This is a genomic window from Pseudomonas sp. ATCC 43928 (assembly GCF_005938665.2).
Lineage (GTDB): Bacteria > Pseudomonadota > Gammaproteobacteria > Pseudomonadales > Pseudomonadaceae > Aquipseudomonas.
Genome location: NZ_CP041753.1, coordinates 1,508,203 through 1,525,688, shown reverse-complemented (window position 1 = coordinate 1,525,688; position 17,486 = coordinate 1,508,203). Strand labels below are relative to the sequence as shown.

At 57.7% G+C, this 17,486-nt stretch carries 18 protein-coding genes; 11 read left to right on the top strand and 7 right to left on the bottom strand.

Annotated features, from left to right (window positions below):
* Window positions 1-201: 201 nt before the first annotated feature.
* A protein-coding gene (locus tag FFH90_RS06820) for an IS3 family transposase (protein WP_168206155.1) occupies window positions 202-1,424 on the top strand; the annotation gives its coding sequence in 2 pieces (ribosomal slippage) (window positions 202-553 and window positions 553-1,424; 1,224 coding nt in all).
* 49 nt (window positions 1,425-1,473) lie between these two features.
* Here the strand turns inward: FFH90_RS06820 and groL are convergent.
* The 4 genes from groL to FFH90_RS06800 form a co-directional block, all read right to left on the bottom strand.
* Complete coding sequence (gene groL / locus FFH90_RS06815) at window positions 1,474-3,120, bottom strand: chaperonin GroEL (RefSeq protein WP_018926587.1); 1,647 nt, start codon at window positions 3,118-3,120, stop codon at window positions 1,474-1,476.
* Between the two features lie 49 nt (window positions 3,121-3,169).
* On the bottom strand, window positions 3,170-3,463 hold the full coding sequence (locus FFH90_RS06810) for a co-chaperone GroES (RefSeq protein ID WP_018926588.1): 294 nt from the start codon (window positions 3,461-3,463) through the stop codon (window positions 3,170-3,172).
* A 245-nt stretch (window positions 3,464-3,708) separates the two neighbouring features.
* Entirely contained in the window at window positions 3,709-4,185 is a 477-nt protein-coding gene (locus tag FFH90_RS06805) for an FxsA family protein (RefSeq protein WP_018926589.1), read from the bottom strand.
* A gap of 66 nt (window positions 4,186-4,251) precedes the next feature.
* Window positions 4,252-4,983: a HugZ family protein gene (locus FFH90_RS06800; protein WP_026286457.1), complete on the bottom strand. Its 732-nt coding sequence runs from the start codon at window positions 4,981-4,983 to the stop codon at window positions 4,252-4,254.
* Window positions 4,984-5,148: 165 nt separating this feature from the next.
* On the opposite strand from FFH90_RS06800, the gene FFH90_RS06795 reads away from it, so the two are divergent.
* Entirely contained in the window at window positions 5,149-5,907 is a 759-nt protein-coding gene (locus FFH90_RS06795) for an SDR family oxidoreductase (protein WP_018926591.1), read from the top strand.
* Between the two features lie 64 nt (window positions 5,908-5,971).
* Here the strand turns inward: FFH90_RS06795 and apbC are convergent, their stop codons facing one another.
* On the bottom strand, window positions 5,972-7,066 hold the full coding sequence (gene apbC, locus FFH90_RS06790; protein ID WP_018926592.1) for an iron-sulfur cluster carrier protein ApbC: 1,095 nt from the start codon (window positions 7,064-7,066) through the stop codon (window positions 5,972-5,974).
* A gap of 198 nt (window positions 7,067-7,264) precedes the next feature.
* On the opposite strand from apbC, the gene metG reads away from it, so the two are divergent.
* From metG to FFH90_RS06750, 8 genes are all read left to right on the top strand, one after another.
* Window positions 7,265-9,319: a methionine--tRNA ligase gene (gene metG / locus FFH90_RS06785; protein ID WP_111454723.1), complete on the top strand. Its 2,055-nt coding sequence runs from the start codon at window positions 7,265-7,267 to the stop codon at window positions 9,317-9,319.
* A 144-nt stretch (window positions 9,320-9,463) separates the two neighbouring features.
* The gene (locus tag FFH90_RS06780) at window positions 9,464-10,033 is read left to right on the top strand and encodes an electron transport complex protein RnfA (protein WP_138866894.1); all 570 of its coding nucleotides are present in this window, start codon (window positions 9,464-9,466) and stop codon (window positions 10,031-10,033) included.
* Window positions 10,030-11,034 carry an electron transport complex subunit RsxB gene (rsxB, locus tag FFH90_RS06775; RefSeq protein ID WP_138866893.1) on the top strand — a complete coding sequence of 335 codons (1,005 nt, stop codon included), beginning with the start codon at window positions 10,030-10,032 and terminating at the stop codon, window positions 11,032-11,034. Before FFH90_RS06780 ends, rsxB begins: the two co-directional genes overlap by 4 nt.
* The gene (locus FFH90_RS06770) at window positions 11,021-12,013 is read left to right on the top strand and encodes an RnfABCDGE type electron transport complex subunit D (protein WP_018926597.1); all 993 of its coding nucleotides are present in this window, start codon (window positions 11,021-11,023) and stop codon (window positions 12,011-12,013) included. The genes rsxB and FFH90_RS06770 overlap by 14 nt, the downstream gene beginning before the upstream one ends.
* Window positions 12,010-12,621 carry an RnfABCDGE type electron transport complex subunit G gene (locus tag FFH90_RS06765; RefSeq protein WP_064616314.1) on the top strand — a complete coding sequence of 204 codons (612 nt, stop codon included), beginning with the start codon at window positions 12,010-12,012 and terminating at the stop codon, window positions 12,619-12,621. The genes FFH90_RS06770 and FFH90_RS06765 overlap by 4 nt, the downstream gene beginning before the upstream one ends.
* Window positions 12,614-13,228, top strand: a complete 615-nt coding sequence (locus FFH90_RS06760) for an Rnf-Nqr domain containing protein (RefSeq protein WP_018926599.1) — start codon at window positions 12,614-12,616, stop codon at window positions 13,226-13,228. The genes FFH90_RS06765 and FFH90_RS06760 overlap by 8 nt, the downstream gene beginning before the upstream one ends.
* Window positions 13,225-13,863 (top strand): endonuclease III, encoded by a 639-nt coding sequence (gene nth, locus FFH90_RS06755; RefSeq protein WP_018926600.1) that lies wholly within the window; start codon window positions 13,225-13,227, stop codon window positions 13,861-13,863. Before FFH90_RS06760 ends, nth begins: the two co-directional genes overlap by 4 nt.
* A 107-nt stretch (window positions 13,864-13,970) precedes the next feature.
* On the top strand, window positions 13,971-14,150 hold the full coding sequence (locus tag FFH90_RS06750; RefSeq protein ID WP_018926601.1) for a PA3496 family putative envelope integrity protein: 180 nt from the start codon (window positions 13,971-13,973) through the stop codon (window positions 14,148-14,150).
* A gap of 91 nt (window positions 14,151-14,241) precedes the next feature.
* Here the strand turns inward: FFH90_RS06750 and FFH90_RS06745 are convergent, their stop codons facing one another.
* Complete coding sequence (locus FFH90_RS06745) at window positions 14,242-14,868, bottom strand: response regulator transcription factor (RefSeq protein WP_018926602.1); 627 nt, start codon at window positions 14,866-14,868, stop codon at window positions 14,242-14,244.
* A 565-nt stretch (window positions 14,869-15,433) separates the two neighbouring features.
* Here FFH90_RS06745 and FFH90_RS06740 point away from each other — a divergent pair.
* Window positions 15,434-16,015: a hypothetical protein gene (locus FFH90_RS06740; protein ID WP_064616313.1), complete on the top strand. Its 582-nt coding sequence runs from the start codon at window positions 15,434-15,436 to the stop codon at window positions 16,013-16,015.
* A gap of 174 nt (window positions 16,016-16,189) precedes the next feature.
* On the opposite strand, the gene FFH90_RS06735 is transcribed toward FFH90_RS06740, so the two are convergent.
* Window positions 16,190-17,407, bottom strand: coding sequence for an argininosuccinate synthase (locus tag FFH90_RS06735; protein ID WP_020799894.1), 1,218 nt, complete (start codon window positions 17,405-17,407; stop codon window positions 16,190-16,192).
* Window positions 17,408-17,486 lie beyond the last annotated feature (79 nt).

Below are 17,486 nucleotides of genomic sequence, written 5' to 3'. Positions count from 1 at the left end.
AAGCCCTGCTCCCACAGGTTTACGCAATCCACTGTGGGATCGTGGCTTGCCCGCGATGGATGGCCGCGACGCGATCTGCGGACCTACCAAAATGAAGGCAATAAAAAGCCCCGCCTGCTCGACGCAGGCGGGGCTTTTTTATAGGGGTTGTCTCGTCCTGAATAAGGTTTACACCTTCTGACTTATCTTCAGGAGGAACCAATGGATACGGGGAAAAGGCGCAGCCAGCGAGATTACACGCTGGGCTTTAAATTGGCAGTCGTCGATCAGGTCGAAAAAGGCGAGTTGAGTTATAAAGAGGCTCAACGGCGCTACGGGATTCAGGGGCGGTCGACTGTGCTGGTGTGGTTACGCAAGCATGGGCGGCAGGACTGGAGCCAAGGCGCCTCTATTCGCGCCCAGAGGAGCCGACCGATGGACGAACAAAGTTTGCCGCTGACCCCTGAGCAGCGAATCAAGGAGCTGGAGGAAAAACTGGCCCTTGCCAATCAGAAAGCCCAATTCTTCGAAGCGGTGGTTGACGTGTTGAAGAACGATTACGGGGTTTCTATCGTAAAAAAGCGATCCGGCAAGTCCTCACCCAAGGGCAAGTCCAAGGCCTGAGCATTCAGAGGGCTTGCCAGTTTCTGGGCATATCCCGGCAGGCGTACTACAAACGAAACCGGGCTTATGACGCGCAAGCCAGTCATGCTCAGAAAGTGCTGGGTTTTGTCCTGGAAACACGTCTTCAGATGCCCCGGCTGGGCACTCGCAAGCTGCATGGCCTTATGCAGGCGGAGCCTGAGCTGACGCAAACGGTAGGTCGAGATCGGCTATTCGATATCTTGCGAGACAATCGGCAACTGGTTCCTCGCAAGCGCGCCTATCACAAGACCACTGACAGCCATCATCGCTTCCGCCGACATCCGAACCGGTTAAAACCTGGCCCTGATCAAGTGACTGCCACGGGACCCGAGCAGGTCTGGGTGGCGGACATCACCTATTTGCCGACCCAACAAAGCGTTGCCTATGTGAGCTTGGTGACCGATGCCTACTCTCGCAAAATCGTCGGCCATCACGTGCATGAAACCCTGCACACCGAATCGGTCATCCAGGCGATGAGTAAGGCTCTACGGGGCAGAAGAACGGATCAGACGCTGGTGCATCACTCAGATCGCGGCTCGCAATACTGCTCTGATCTCTACCAGAAGTTGCACGCCAAACATGGAATCAGGTGCTCGATGACCGACGGGTATGACTGTTATCAGAACGCTTTGGCAGAGCGTGTGAACGGGATCTTGAAGACAGAGTTTCTGCTTCACCGACCTAGAGATCTGGCCGAGGCGATTCGAATGGTCGACGAGTCGATAAGCATCTACAACAGCAAACGTCCGCACCTATCGTTGAAATGCAAAACGCCCGATGCGGTGCATCGGGCGTTTTGAGGGTGAAACAGGTGTAAACCTATTTCAGGACTAGACAGGTAAGGCTGGCTTACATCATGCCGCCCATGCCACCCATACCGCCCATGTCTGGCATACCGCCGCCAGCTGCACCGTCTTTCTTCGGTGCTTCGGCAACAGCGGCCTCGGTGGTCAGGATCAGACCGCCAATCGAGGATGCAGCTTGCAGAGCCGAACGGGTCACCTTGGTTGGGTCCAGGATGCCCATTTCGATCATGTCGCCGTATTCGCTGGTGGCAGCGTTGTAACCGAAGTTACCCGCGCCTTGCTTGACCTTGTCGACAACCACGCTTGGCTCGTCGCCGGAGTTGGCAACGATCTGACGCAGTGGCGCTTCAACCGCACGACGCAGAACAGCGATACCGACGTCCTGATCGGCGTTGTCGCCTTTCAGTTCGCTGATGGCTTGCAGGGCACGGATCAGTGCCACGCCGCCGCCAGGTACCACGCCTTCTTCAACGGCTGCACGGGTAGCGTGCAGGGCGTCTTCAACGCGGGCTTTCTTCTCTTTCATTTCAACTTCGGAACCAGCGCCGACCTTGATCACTGCAACGCCGCCGGACAGTTTGGCCAGGCGCTCTTGCAGTTTTTCACGGTCGTAGTCGGACGAAGTGTCGGCCACTTGTTGACGGATCTGGGTCACGCGAGCCTGGATATCAGCCTCAACGCCGGCGCCGTCGATCACGGTGGTGTTTTCTTTGGACAGGATCACGCGCTTGGCATTACCCAGGTGTTCCAGGGTAGTGCTTTCCAGGCTCAGACCGATCTCTTCGGAGATCACGGTACCGCCGGTCAGAACAGCGATGTCCTGCAGCATGGCCTTGCGACGGTCGCCGAAGCCTGGAGCCTTGACGGCTGCGACTTTAACGATGCCACGCATGTTGTTCACAACCAGAGTCGCCAGGGCTTCGCCTTCAACGTCTTCGGCCACGATCAGCAGTGGACGGCCGGCTTTGGCAACGGCTTCCAGTACTGGCAGCATTTCGCGGATGTTCGAGATCTTTTTGTCGACCAGCAGGATCAGCGGACCGTCCAGCTCGGCAGTCATGGTCTCTGGCTTGTTGACGAAGTACGGGGACAGGTAGCCACGGTCGAACTGCATGCCTTCAACAACCGACAGTTCGTTTTCCAGGCCCGAGCCTTCTTCAACGGTGATCACGCCTTCTTTACCGACTTTTTCCATGGCTTCGGCAATGATGTCGCCGATGGAGTTGTCGGAGTTGGCCGAGATGGTACCTACCTGAGCGATTGCCTTGGTGTCAGCGCAAGGCTTGGACAGGGCTTTCAGTTCCTTGACGATCGCGATGGTCGCTTTGTCGATACCGCGCTTCAGGTCCATCGGGTTCATGCCGGCAGCGACGGCTTTCAGGCCTTCGTTGACGATCGACTGAGCCAGAACGGTAGCGGTGGTGGTACCGTCGCCTGCGTCATCGTTGGCACGGGAGGCAACGTCTTTGACCAGCTGCGCGCCCATGTTTTCGAAGCGGTCTTCGAGTTCGATTTCTTTGGCTACGGAAACGCCGTCCTTGGTGATGGTCGGAGCGCCGAAGCTCTTCTCGATGATCACGTTACGGCCTTTCGGGCCCAGGGTCGCTTTTACTGCGTCAGCCAGAACGTTGACACCGGTGAGCATTTTCTTGCGGGCGGAGTCGCCGAATTTAACTTCTTTAGCAGCCATGATCGATATTCCTTAAATACTTTGTAGTAGCGGGAAAATGAGCGGGGAATCAGCCTTCGACAACAGCGAGAATCTCGTTCTCAGCCATGATCACCAGGTCTTCGCCATCGACTTTCACAGTGTTGCTGCCGGAGTACGGGCCGAACACCACCTTGTCACCCACTTTCACGGACAGTGCACGCACTTCGCCGTTGTCCAGCACTTTGCCTGGGCCTACAGCTAGGACTTCACCCTGGTTTGGCTTCTCAGCAGCCGAACCTGGCAGGACGATACCGCCAGCGGTTTTCTTTTCTTCTTCGCTGCGACGGATAACGACGCGGTCATGCAGAGGACGAAGCTTCATTGTCGATCTCTCCTAATTGTGGTTTTCATCGGCCGGTGTAGTCCCGGCGGGTTTAACAAATCCGGCGGCGCCGGGTGCGGTTCGTCGAGCGAACCGCGGAAGTCTGTCTGGCGCAATTGCCAGAAACCTTGCGGTGACCGTTACATAAGGGCGCGCGAGCCTATTTCAAGGGCCGAGAGCGAAATTTTTACGTCGATACCCTGAAAATGAACACGGCACCCAAAGGTGCCGTGTCGATGGACATGTTACTTGGAGTCGCGGTGTTCGAACTCGCCTTCGATCACGTTAGGCTCACGGCCCAACGGCTGACGTGGAGCAGGACCGCCCCGCGGCTGAAGGTCATCGGCAAACGCACGCTGGCGCATCGCTTGTTCCTCGGCGCGCTGGCGCATTTTATTGGCCAGCAGTCGACGAGAGATCGGCAGCAACATAATCAGACCCAGCACGTCGGTGACGAAGCCCGGCAGAATCAACAGACCACCCGCCAGGGCCAGCATCAGGCCTTCGAGCATGGTCTGGGCCGGCAACTCGCCGCGGCTCAGGCTTTCACGAGCGCGCAGCGCAGTAGCCAGACCGGCGATACGCAGCACGAACACGCCGAGCATCGAGCCGAGAATGATCAGCAGCAGGGCCGGGAAAAACCCGATCGCTGCGCTGACCTTGACGAATACGAACAGCTCCAACACCGGAAACAGTACAAAGAGCAACAAAAAAGGGCGCATCAAATGGTTCCTCAACGCAAGTAAGCCTTGCCAGTGTTCCTTAGATGACGTCGCCGTTTCGTGAATTCAAGCATCGGCCACTTGATTTTTCGGCCAATGTTCGGCGTGAGCCAGGAAAACCAAGGCTTCCCGGACTTGTGTCGGCGTATTACAAGGCGCTTGAAACGGCAGCCAGTAGAGCCCCTGGCCGATGCGCAAGTGCATGCCTTCGCTGTCGATGCCGACCAATTGCGCCGGCACGGTTTTCGGCAGGCCCGCCAAGTCGACATAGTGGGCGATGGCTTTGGCGTGATCGGCATTCATGTGCTCGACCATGCTCACTTCGGCCTTGCCGGCGAACGGGTTGGCGAGGGTCAGTTGGTCGACCCAGTGAATCGCGCCGAAGCCGCCGATGTAACGGTGGCGTACCGGTTTGAGCACCCAGAAATCGAAATCGTGGGCCTTGTGATAGTTCTGCGAATCCGGGAAATAGCGGTAGTAACGCTCGGCTGCCGCTTCGATGGCTGCGGTGTCCTCGAGTTTTTCCCCTTCGGCCAGGTAGGTCAGCCGACCAACGGCTTGCACGTCTTCCGCCTCGCGTTCACCCACCAGCAGCGAGCATTTCGGATCCTTCAGCAGGTTGTGAGTGTGCTGAGCGATGCGGCTGATAAGGATCAGCGGCCGGCCCTGTTCGTCCAGACAGTACGGAACCACGGAGCCAAACGGGAAACCGGGCATCGCTTTGGAGTGCGTCGAGAGCACTCCACGGTATTCCTTGAGAAGCAATTCTCGGGCATGCTTAGCCACTACAACGCTCAATTTATGACTCCTTATATAGATTCCGTCGAAAAAACGGACAGGCGTCTGGGTGAAAGTTCCAGTACGCCACAGGGGCAGTTCTCATGTGCAGCCAGGCCACATCAGGCTCAGATCGAGAGGCCCTCTAGAAGGAGAAACACTCCGATCGGCTATGGGGCTATGCGAATGCAACTCACTGACAAAGTAATCATTATCACCGGCGGTTGCCAGGGTTTAGGCCGTTCCATGGCCGAGTATCTTGCAGGTCGTGGCGCCAAGCTGGCCCTGGTGGACCTGAACCAGGAAAAACTCGACGCCGCCGTCGCCGCTTGCAAGGCCAAGGGTGTCGAGGCCCGTGCCTACTTGTGCAACGTCGCCGATGAAGAGCAAGTGACCCACATGGTCAGCCAGGTGGCCGACGATTTCGGCGCGATCCATGGCCTGATCAACAACGCCGGCATTTTGCGTGACGGCCTGTTGCTGAAGGTCAAGGATGGCGAAATGACCAAGATGAGCCTGGCCCAATGGCAAGCGGTGATCGACGTCAATCTGACCGGCGTGTTCCTGTGCACCCGTGAAGTCGCGGCAAAAATGGTCGAGCTGAACAACAGCGGCGCGATCATCAATATCTCGTCGATCTCACGCGCCGGCAATATCGGCCAGACCAACTACTCCGCCGCCAAGGCCGGTGTCGCCGCGGCGACCGTGACCTGGGCCAAGGAACTGGCGCGCTACGGAATTCGCGTGGCGGGCATTGCGCCGGGCTTCATCGAAACTGAAATGACCCTGAGCATGAAACCTGAAGCGCTGGAAAAAATGACTTCCGGGATTCCGCTCAAGCGCATGGGCAAACCCGAAGAGATCGCCCAGTCGGCGGCCTACATTTTCGAGAATGACTACTACACCGGTCGGATTCTGGAGCTGGATGGCGGGTTGCGTATCTAAAGCAATATCAAAAGATCGCAGCCTCGTGTCGAGCGAAGCGAGGCTGCGATCTCTTTTCAGCGATTTAATCGTCGCTGACGGTGATATTCGGCATCGCCGGCGTCGCAGCTTCCTGCAACACGATCCGCGCGCCGACATGGCGGGCCAGTTCTTGGTAAACCATCGCAATCTGGCTGTCAGGCTCGGCGATCACCGTTGGCTTGCCGCCATCGGCCTGTTCGCGGATCAGCATCGACAGCGGCAACGAAGCCAACAGTTCGACGCCGTACTGGTTGGCCAGCTTCACACCCCCGCCCTCACCGAACAAATGCTCGGCATGCCCGCAGTTGGAGCAGATGTGCACGGCCATGTTTTCGACCACACCCAGCACCGGGATGTTGACCTTGCGGAACATTTCCACGCCCTTGCGCGCATCCAGCAATGCCAGATCCTGCGGGGTGGTCACGATCACCGCACCGGCCACCGGGACTTTTTGCGCCAGGGTCAACTGGATGTCGCCGGTGCCTGGCGGCATGTCGATGACCAGGTAATCCAGGTCGCCCCAGGCCGTTTGCGTGACCAGTTGCAACAAGGCGCCGGACACCATCGGCCCACGCCAGACCATCGGCGTGTTGTCGTCGGTCAGGAAGGCCATGGACATCACTTCGACGCCATGGGACTCGATCGGAATGAACCATTTCTGATCCTTGACCTGAGGACGGGTGCCTTCAGGGATGCCGAACATGATGCCCTGGCTCGGACCGTAGATGTCCGCGTCGAGAATCCCCACTTTGGCACCTTCACGAGCCAACGCCAGCGCCAGGTTGGCGGCCGTGGTGGATTTGCCCACGCCTCCCTTTCCAGACGCCACGGCCACCACGTTTTTGACGTTGGCCAACCCCGGAATCTGTGCCTGGGCCTTGTGCGCGGCAATCACGCTGGTGATCTCGACACGGGCAGTGACCACGCCATCCAGGCCCTCGATGGCCATCTGCAACAACTGCGCCCAGCCACTCTTGAACAGACCGGCGGCGTAACCCAGCTCCAGCTGGACGCTGACGCGATCGCCCTGAATATCGATGCTGCGCACGCACCCGGCGCTGACCGGGTCCTGGTTCAGATAAGGGTCGGTGTATTGGCGAAGGACGGCTTCCACCGCTGCGCGATTGACGGCGCTCATGGGCAACTCCGATAGCAAGACTGGAAAATCAGGCGGGTATCCTAACCGTTCTGTCGCCTGGACGGGATGCTTTCAGAATATGACAAATATCTTATGACCGGCGGGTACAAAGGTCCGTGGAGGCTGGCCGTGGGGGTGAAAAATATGCGCCGGCGCTTTATAGTGGCCGACCTCCGTTTCATCAAGTAGCCGAGCCCCATGTCCGAGCCACGCAAGATCCTCGTCACCAGCGCCCTGCCCTATGCCAATGGTTCGATCCACCTCGGCCATATGCTGGAATACATCCAGACCGATATGTGGGTGCGCTTCCAGAAGCATCGCGGTAACCAATGCATTTATGTCTGCGCCGACGACGCCCACGGTTCGGCCATCATGCTGCGCGCAGAAAAGGAAGGCATCACCCCGGAACAACTGATCGCCAACGTCCAGGCTGAACACAGCGCCGACTTTGCCGAGTTCCTGGTGGACTTCGACAACTTCCACTCCACTCACGCCGAAGAAAACCGTGAGCTGTCGAGCCAGATCTACCTGAAGCTGCGCGACGCCGGGCACATCGCCACGCGCTCGATCACGCAGTACTTCGACCCGGAAAAGAAAATGTTCCTGGCCGACCGCTTCATCAAGGGCACCTGCCCGAAATGCGGCACCGAAGACCAGTACGGCGACAACTGCGAAAAATGCGGTGCAACCTACGCGCCGACCGACCTCAAGGATCCGAAGTCGGCAATCTCCGGCGCCACGCCGGTGCTCAAGGATTCCCAGCACTTCTTCTTCAAGCTGCCGGACTTCCAGGAAATGCTGCAAGCCTGGACCCGCAGCGGAACCTTGCAAGAGGCCGTGGCCAACAAGATCGCCGAATGGCTGGACGCCGGCCTGCAACAGTGGGACATCTCCCGCGATGCGCCGTACTTCGGCTTCGAAATTCCTGATGAACCAGGCAAGTACTTCTACGTGTGGCTGGACGCGCCGATCGGCTACATGGCCAGCTTCAAGAACCTGTGCAACCGTACGCCTGCACTTGATTTCGACGCGTTCTGGGGCAAGGACTCCACCGCCGAGCTGTACCACTTCATCGGCAAGGACATCGTCAACTTCCACGCCCTGTTCTGGCCAGCGATGCTCGAAGGCGCCGGTTTCCGTAAACCGACCGGCATCAACGTGCACGGCTACCTGACCGTCAACGGTCAGAAGATGTCCAAGTCCCGCGGCACCTTCATCAAGGCCCGGACCTATCTGGATCACCTGTCGCCGGAATACCTGCGCTACTACTATGCGGCCAAGCTGAGCCGTGGCGTCGATGACCTGGACCTGAACCTCGAAGACTTCGTGCAGAAGGTCAACTCGGACCTGGTCGGCAAAGTCGTCAACATCGCCAGCCGTTGCGCCGGTTTCATCCACAAAGGCAACGCTGGCGTGCTGGTGGCCGGCAACGCCGCACCGGAGCTGACCGAAGCGTTCCTGGCCGCAGCACCGAGCATCGCCGAAGCCTACGAGGCGCGTGACTTCGCCCGGGCCATGCGCGAAATCATGGGCCTGGCCGACCGTGCCAACGCCTGGATCGCCGACAAGGCACCGTGGTCGCTGAACAAACAGGAAGGCAAGCAGGATGAAGTCCAGGCCATTTGCGCCCTGGGTATCAACCTGTTCCGCCAACTGGTGATTTTCCTCAAGCCGGTGCTGCCGCTGCTGGCCGCCGATGCCGAGGCGTTCCTGAACGTCGCACCGCTGACCTGGAACGACCACACCACCTTGCTCAGCAACCATCAGCTGAACGAGTTCAAACCGTTGATGACCCGCATCGACCCGGTAAAAGTGCAAGCCATGACCGACGCCTCGAAAGAAGACCTGACCGCCAGCCAGACCGACACCGGCGAAGCTGCCGCGCCTCAAGGCAACGGCGAACTGGCCAAGGATCCGCTGTCGCCGGAGATCGAGTTCGATACCTTTGCCGCGGTCGACCTGCGCGTCGCCCTGATCCTCAAGGCCGAAGCCGTCGAAGGTGCCGACAAACTGCTGCGCCTGACCCTGGACATCGGTGACGAGCAACGCAACGTGCTCTCCGGCATCAAGAGCGCCTACCCGGACCCGGCCAAGCTTGAAGGTCGCCTGACCATGATGATTGCCAACCTCAAGCCTCGCAAAATGAAATTCGGGATCTCCGAAGGCATGGTGATGGCGGCCGGCCCTGGTGGCGAAGAAATCTATCTGCTGAGCCCCGACAGTGGCGCCAAGCCAGGTCAGCGCATCAAGTAAAGTCCTGCGCTAAACCGATCCCACAGTCGTGCCCGGCGCGACTGTGGGATTTTCATATCTGGCCCACCCTCCTTCCTTGCCGGATAATGCCTAATCTCTTTTTAGAGAGCCCCTTAAGAAAGCCCTGTTCTTACCGGCACGATCATGACCGAACTGCTTCTTACGCTTATCAGCGCTGCCCTGATCAACAACCTCGTGTTGCACTGGCCGCTGGGCGTCGATCCGGTGCTGGGCAGCGAGCGGCGACAGGTGCATGCATTGGGCATCGCGACGACGTGCCTGATGCTGATCGTCGGCACGCTCGGCCATGCGCTCTACCACTGGCTGCTGGTGCCGCTGGGGCTGACGTCGCTGCAACTGTTCGTATTCCTGCCGCTGAGCGTTCTGCTGATCGGCCCGCTGCTGAAACTGCTTCCACGGTTATTCGCCAAGCTTTCATTCGAGGGTCTCTGGCCCCTGCTGCTGGGCAATGCCGGCGTGCTTGGGCTGACCCTGCTCAACGCTCAGGACGACAAGGGACTTTTCCACGCCATAGCCTTGAGCCTAGGTGCCGGGCTGGGTTTCTGGCTGGTGCTGAGCCTGTTCAGCGACTTGCGCCAACGCACACTCGATAACGATGTCCCCCTGCCCTTTCGCGGCCTGCCGATCGAATTGATCGGCGCCGGATTGATCGCAGTGGTTTTTCTCGGATTCAGCGGGCTGATCAAAACATGAGTCTGATTCAACGCATCGATGCCCTCTTGCCGCAGACCCAATGCGGCAAGTGTGGCCACCCCGGATGCAAACCGTACGCCGAAGGCATCGCCAGCGGCGAGCCGATCAACAAGTGCCCACCGGGCGGCAGCGAAACCATCGCGGCCCTCGCCGAGCTGCTGAAAGTGCCGGTGCTGGAACTGGACGTCAGTCGCGGTTCGGCACCGGCGCAAATCGCGTACATCCGCGAAGCCGAATGCATCGGTTGCACCAAATGCATTCAGGCCTGCCCGGTCGACGCGATTGTCGGCGCGGCGAAATTCATGCACACGGTCATCGTCGACGAATGCACCGGTTGCGACCTCTGCGTGGCGCCCTGCCCGGTGGATTGCATCGAGATGCATCCGCTACCGCTGGCCACGCTGCCGATTGTCGGTGGGCTGGCGTTCAGCCTGGAGGAGCAACAGGCCCGGGCCGCCAAGCGCAACCGCGCGCGACGCCGCTTCGAACAGCGCAATGCCCGCTTACACCGCGAGGAGCAACAGAAACTCGCCGAACGTCAGGCCCGCGCCCAACGCGCCATGCAGCATAGTGAAGTGACACTCGACCCGGTTCAAGCCGCGCTCGAGCGCGTGCGTGCGCAGAAGGCCGCCAATGCCGATGCGGCACTGAAAAAGGCCAAGGTCGATCTGGCGATGAGTCGGGCGCAGCTGAATAAATCGCTCAAGGCCTTCGGGCATCCACCGACCTTCGAACAGCAATCGCAACTGATCGTGCTGCAACAGCAGTTCGAAGCTGCCGAACAGGCGCTGTTGCTGCTGGAAAGCAGTGCACCGGTGGTAGCTACTCCACCTGTTCCGACAAACGATGCCGAGCTGAAACGGGCGAAGATCCAGTTGGCCATGCGCCGCGCCGAACTCAAGAAGGCTCAAACAAACGAAGCGCCGGCCGAACAGATCACAGCATTGCAACATGCGCTCAGCGAAGCCGAGCGGCAGGTGGATGCCTATGCCGCCCCTTGAATCGGTGGATGAACGCCTTCAGCAGGCCATGAAGCTGGTGTTGCTGGCCACCCTGCCGGGAATGCTGATGTTGTTCTGGCTGTACGGTTGGGGCGTGTTGATCAACCTGATTCTGACGGCAGCTACCGCACTGGCCGTTGAAGCAGCGGTGTTACAGCTGCGCAAGCAACCTGTAAAACCGACAGTGAGCGATGGCAGTGCGCTGGTCAGCGCGACCCTGTTGGCCCTGGCCTTGCCGCCTTATTGCCCGTGGTGGCTGACGGTCAGCGCTGCGGCATTCGGACTTTTTTTCGGCAAGCACCTGTATGGCGGCGTCGGCAGGAATCCGTTCAACCCGGCGATGCTCGGTTTCGCCCTGGCTTCAGTGACGTTTCCTCAGCAAATGACCCATTGGCCGTCGTCCCATGGCATGGACTTCCTCGCTGGCCTGCAACAAGTGTTCGGCTTCAACCTCGGCCAGACACCAGACGCGTGGGCCCAGGCCACCGCGCTGGACAGCCTGCGAATCAACAAAAGCCTGACCATGGACGAACTGTTTGCCGGCAACCCGGCATTCGGCCATTTCGGCGGCCGGGGCGTGGAATGGGTCAACCTGGCCTTCCTGGCCGGCGGCGCGTTTCTGCTGCAACGGCGGGTGTTCAGCTGGCATGCGCCGGTCGGCATGCTCGCCAGCCTGTTCGTCATCAGCCTGTTGTGCTGGAACGGTTCGGGCTCCGATTCCCATGGCTCGCCACTCTTCCATCTGCTCACTGGCGCGAGCATGCTGGGTGCCTTCTTCATCGTGACGGAACCGGTATCCGGCGCGAAAAACCCCACGGCCCGGTTGCTGTTCGGCGCCGGAGTGGGGCTGCTGACTTACTTGATTCGCACGTGGGGCGGCTATCCCGACGGGGTGGCTTTTGCCGTCCTGCTGATGAACCTCTGTGTACCGGCGCTGGAGCGGTTTGCTGCCTCCAGACAAGCGCAGGTCAGCCCATGAACCGAGCGACAAGCGTTGTGACCCTGGTATTACTGGCAGGCCTGGGGACAGGCGCGACTTACCTCGCGCAGTACACCAGCGCCGCACGCATTGCCGCTGAACAACGCCTGATCGACAGCCGCAATTTGCTGGATCTGCTAGCGCCCGACAGCTACGACAATCAGCCACTGGAACACCCCCTCAACGTCGAAAAAACACGCCTGCCCAACAGCACGCTGCTGAATGGCTATCTGGCGTCCAAGGCCGGCCAACCGAGCGCCGTGTTGCTGCGCAGCCAGACACTGGGCTACGCCGGCGCCATCGATTTGCTGATCGCCATCGACCCCCATGGCACGTTGCTGGGGGTCAAAACCCTCAAGCAATCGGAAACCCCGGGGCTGGGCGGCAAGCTCGCCGACTGGCCCAATGCCTGGCTGCAAGTGTTTACCGGCAAGTCTCTAGGCGAACCAAGCGACACTGGCTGGGCCTTGAAAAAGGACCGAGGGCAATTCGATCAGATCGCAGGCGCGACCATCACCTCAAGAGCGGTGATCAATGCCACCCACGATGCATTGCGTTACTTCGATGAACACCGGCAACCGCTGATCGGGAGCAGCGCCCATGAATAAGTCATCAACCCTGCAGAACTCGCTAATGCTTGCGCCTCTGATCGGCGTCACTGATTCGTTGGTAACGGCTCTAGGCCTGTGGCTGATGTTCGCTCTGGTGCTCAGTGTTTATGACGTGAGCATGGGTATCTTGCGCTCACGACTGATTCCGGCAACCCATTTACTGGCCTGCCTCCTGCTGGCTGCCACACTGACCAGTTGTGTGGAACTCGCCATGCAAGCCTGGTCGCTTCAATGGCACCAGCATCTGGGGTTCTATACCGGATTGATCGCCTTGCAATGCGTGGTGCTGGAACATAACGGTTTTTTCCAGGGCACAAGGCGTGACCGCCTGCGCCTGTGCGGCCTGTTCGGCGCCTTGATGATTGGCCTGGGCCTGCTGCGCGAGCTTATCGGCAACGGGACACTGGGTAGCCATCTGCCCTGGCTGACCGCTGCCATGCAACCGGACTGGCAAGGTTGGGTGCTCACCGCTGACGGTGGCCTGCGCTTGGCCACGCTGGCCCCCGGCGGGTTTATTCTGCTGGGGCTGCTGATCGCCGCACGTCAGGCCTGGACCCGCCCCTCCCCCACATTGACCTCCTTCGAGGAAACGCATCGCCCATGAATGCCGCAAAACGTCTGGAAATTTTCCGCAGGTTTCACGAAGACAATCCTGAACCGAAGACCGAGCTGGCCTATTCCTCGCCGTTCGAACTGCTGATTGCCGTGATTCTCTCGGCGCAATCGACCGATGTCGGCGTCAACAAGGCCACCGCCAAACTGTTTCCGGTGGCCAATACGCCGGCGGCGATTTATGCCTTGGGCGTCGAAGGATTGTCGGAGTACATCAAGACCATCGGCCTGTATAACAGCAAAGCAAAAAACGTGATCGAAACCTGTCGCTTGCTGGTAGAGCGCCATGGCGGTGAAGTACCGCAGACCCGCGAAGCGCTGGAAGCGTTGCCCGGCGTCGGCCGCAAGACCGCCAATGTGGTGCTCAATACCGCCTTTCGTCAGCTGACCATGGCCGTGGACACCCACATTTTCCGGGTCAGCAACCGTACCGGCATTGCTCCGGGCAAGAATGTGGTCGAGGTGGAGCAGAAACTGATGAAATTCGTGCCGAAGGAGTATCTGCTCGACGCCCATCACTGGCTGATTCTCCACGGACGCTACGTTTGCCTGGCCCGCAAGCCGCGTTGTGGCAGCTGCCGGATCGAGGACTTATGCGAATACAAGCAAAAGACCTCGGACGATTGAGGCTCTATTAGTTTTCTTGATTAGCCGATTGAAAAAATCTTTTTTACCCGCCGGGAAATTGTCGATATAAGGAGCGCCAAAGGCAGTCTTAGCCTGGAGTTAACCTTATGAGCACTGGCAAAGAGCAATTGGACGTAGAAGACGACTTCACCGCCGTTGAGGCCGATGACGCAGAACCGGTGGTGGAAGTAGCGAAGACCAACCTGAGCAAACGCCGCACCATCGACAATCTGCTGGAGGAGCGCCGACTGCAAAAGCAATTGGCCGATTACGATTTTGACCTATGACACCTAAAAGCCTCCCGAAACGGAGGCTTTTTACTAAGTGCCCATCCCCGACAAACGCCCGCTCATCGCCCCTCGTCAAACGCTGACATACTCATACCAGGCCATTACGTTGAGCCAATTCAATAAGATCGACCAGTGAGCGAGCATTGAGCTTCAGCAACAGGCGAGTCTTGTAAGTACTGACGGTTTTATTGCTGAGGAACATCCCATCGGCGATTTCCTTGTTTGTCTTTCCTCGGGCCAACTGCTGAAGGACCATCATTTCCCGCCCGGACAAACGATCCACCATATCGGCTTCACTGGCATTCCCAAGACTGGAGCGCACAGTATGCAGCGCCTGATTAGGAAAGTAGCTATAACCTGACAATACAGCCTTTATTGCACTGAGCAACTCAGTAAGGTCCTGTTGTTTACAGACATATCCGGCGGCACCCGATTGCATACAACGCATGGAAAAATGTCCTGGAGCCTGGGACGTCAATATCAGCACTTTAAGAGGCATCGCCGCCGAGGTCAGGCGCGCGATAACTTCCAACCCATCCAGCTTCGGTATTCCAATATCCAGGATAACGATATCCGGCATAAGTTCACGAGCAAGTTGCAATGCATCCACGCCATTGTCTGTTTCTGCAATGACTTCGTAGCCATGACGCTCCATTAGCATACGTACCGCAAGACGAATGACGGGGTGATCATCCACGATCAGCACTTTATTCATGGGCAATTCCAATTTTCGCTGTTCGAATTTTTAGAGCCCGCACCATAGCCTAGTCGTTTCACCCATGGCATGCCGTCCCCCTCGACCACTCGCACCGAGAGACATTACCTACAAACAACACGGATTATTCCTACAAGAAATCATTGCGCATGATGAGCCAGGGATTTTATTGGCCGAACACTGCTAAACGCTTCGACAATGTCTTTGTAACAATTCACACCCCAAAAAAACAGAGTTCAACGCCCTTGGTCCGACAGACCGCGACTATTAAGCTACCCTTAAAGGTAACGAGTATCTTGCAGAATTTTACATAACCCGGCCCGAACCACTCGAAAAAACTTACATACAGCAACACTTCACAACCCAAACAAACCCACACAACTTTAAAACAAATAAACAGCCATACCCAGACCCAGAACAATACAGTTACTATATCAACCTCAACCACACAACAAAAAGAAACTTAAAATAACAAATACAAAAAAACACACTCATACATGCATCACCACCAAAACACACCCTATAAACCAACAGAGAAAAAGATAATACCTAATGAGTAAAAAACATGACAAAACTCAAAAAAAGAATCACCAACCCCATGACAATCATTGCAATATTTGCAGCACTGTCCGAAACATCAGCTGCTGTATCGCTGCCCTTTCTTGACCACAAGGAGAGAGAACTCTACATCTGGTTTCTGATCAGCTTTCCCTTTTATTTGCTTTTTCTTTTCTTCGCCACACTTAACTTCAATTATCGATCGCTTTACGCGCCCTCCGATTTCGAGAAGGGAAAGCATTTTATAAAAGTCATGGACAACGCTGATCACTCTGGAAACAGCACTTCCAGTGTGTCGCCTGAACGCTCGGTCCAACACCATGTGCAGCTGCCCGCGCCGCTAAAGGATCTGCACATCATTGATGCACGCTGGATAACCAAAAAAATGGGGTTCAGCGCCCTGATGGAGAGTATCCAGCACGCTCCGGATAATCCTGCACACGTGATCGTATTTCTCACGTGTGCCGATTCGGAGGTAGTGCTGAAGGACAGTGCGCTCAAACACTGGAAACAACTAAAGAAACGCAGCAACGCAACGTTCTGTGTTTCTTACAATTTGAGCTCACATGGCGTGACGATCATGGGCTAGGTTTTGACCCGTCGCACAGAGCAAGGCAGCCCTTGAAGTGAGATCAAAGGCAGGCAGCAAAAGGAACGGTTGGAAGAAACCAGCAGAAAGCGAAACGTAATATGCAGCAGCCCTTTTTCAGAACTGTGGCCTTGTCATCGACAAGGCCACAGTTCCATTACCGCATCAAAGGTCTCAGAACAGCTTGCGGCCTTTGTTCGCCGCGATACGCATGCGCAAGGCGTTGAGCTTGATGAAGCCCGCCGCATCGGCCTGGTTGTAGGCGCCGCCATCTTCCTCGAAGGTCGCGATGTTGGCGTCGAACAACGACTCGTCGGACTTGCGTCCGGTGACGATCACGTTGCCCTTGTACAGTTTCAGGCGCACTACGCCGTTCACGTGGGCCTGGGAAGCATCGATCATCTGTTGCAGCATCAGACGCTCTGGGCTCCACCAGTAGCCGGTGTAGATCAGACTGGCGTATTTAGGCATCAGCTCGTCTTTGAGGTGAGCCACTTCGCGGTCCAGGGTGATCGATTCGATCGCACGGTGAGCGCGCAGCATGATGGTGCCGCCAGGCGTCTCGTAGCAGCCACGGGACTTCATGCCCACATAGCGGTTTTCGACGATGTCCAGACGGCCGATACCATGTTCGCCACCGATACGGTTCAAAGTCGCCAGCACGGTGGCCGGGGTCATTTCGACGCCGTCCAGTGCAACGATGTCGCCGTTGCGGTAGGTCAGTTCCAGGTACTGCGGTTTGTCGGGAGCTTTCTCCGGGGAGACGGTCCAGCGCCACATGTCTTCTTCGTGCTCGGTCCAGGTGTCTTCCAGCACGCCGCCTTCATAGGAGATGTGCAGCAGGTTGGCATCCATCGAGTACGGGGATTTTTTCTTGCCGTGACGCTCGATCGGAATCGCGTGCTTCTCGGCGTAGTCCATCAGCTTCTCACGGGACAGCAGGTCCCATTCGCGCCATGGAGCGATCACTTTCACGCCTGGCTTCAAGGCGTAGGCGCCCAGTTCGAAACGAACCTGGTCGTTGCCCTTGCCGGTCGCGCCGTGGGAAATGGCGTCAGCACCGGTTTCGTTGGCGATTTCGATCAGGCGTTTGGCGATCAACGGACGAGCGATGGAAGTACCCAGCAGGTACTCGCCTTCGTAAACGGTGTTGGCGCGGAACATCGGGAACACGAAATCACGCACGAATTCTTCGCGCAGATCGTCGATATAGATTTCTTTTACGCCCATGGCCTGTGCCTTGGCGCGGGCCGGTTCGACCTCTTCGCCCTGACCCAGGTCAGCGGTGAAGGTCACTACTTCACAGTTATATGTATCCTGCAGCCACTTGAGGATCACCGAAGTGTCCAGGCCGCCGGAATACGCCAGAACGACCTTGTTTACGTCCGCCATGCCATCACTCCACGGGGTTCTACGGAAAGCTGTCAAGTCTACCGCTCATGCAGGATAATTTACAGAGGCGCGACAGCTT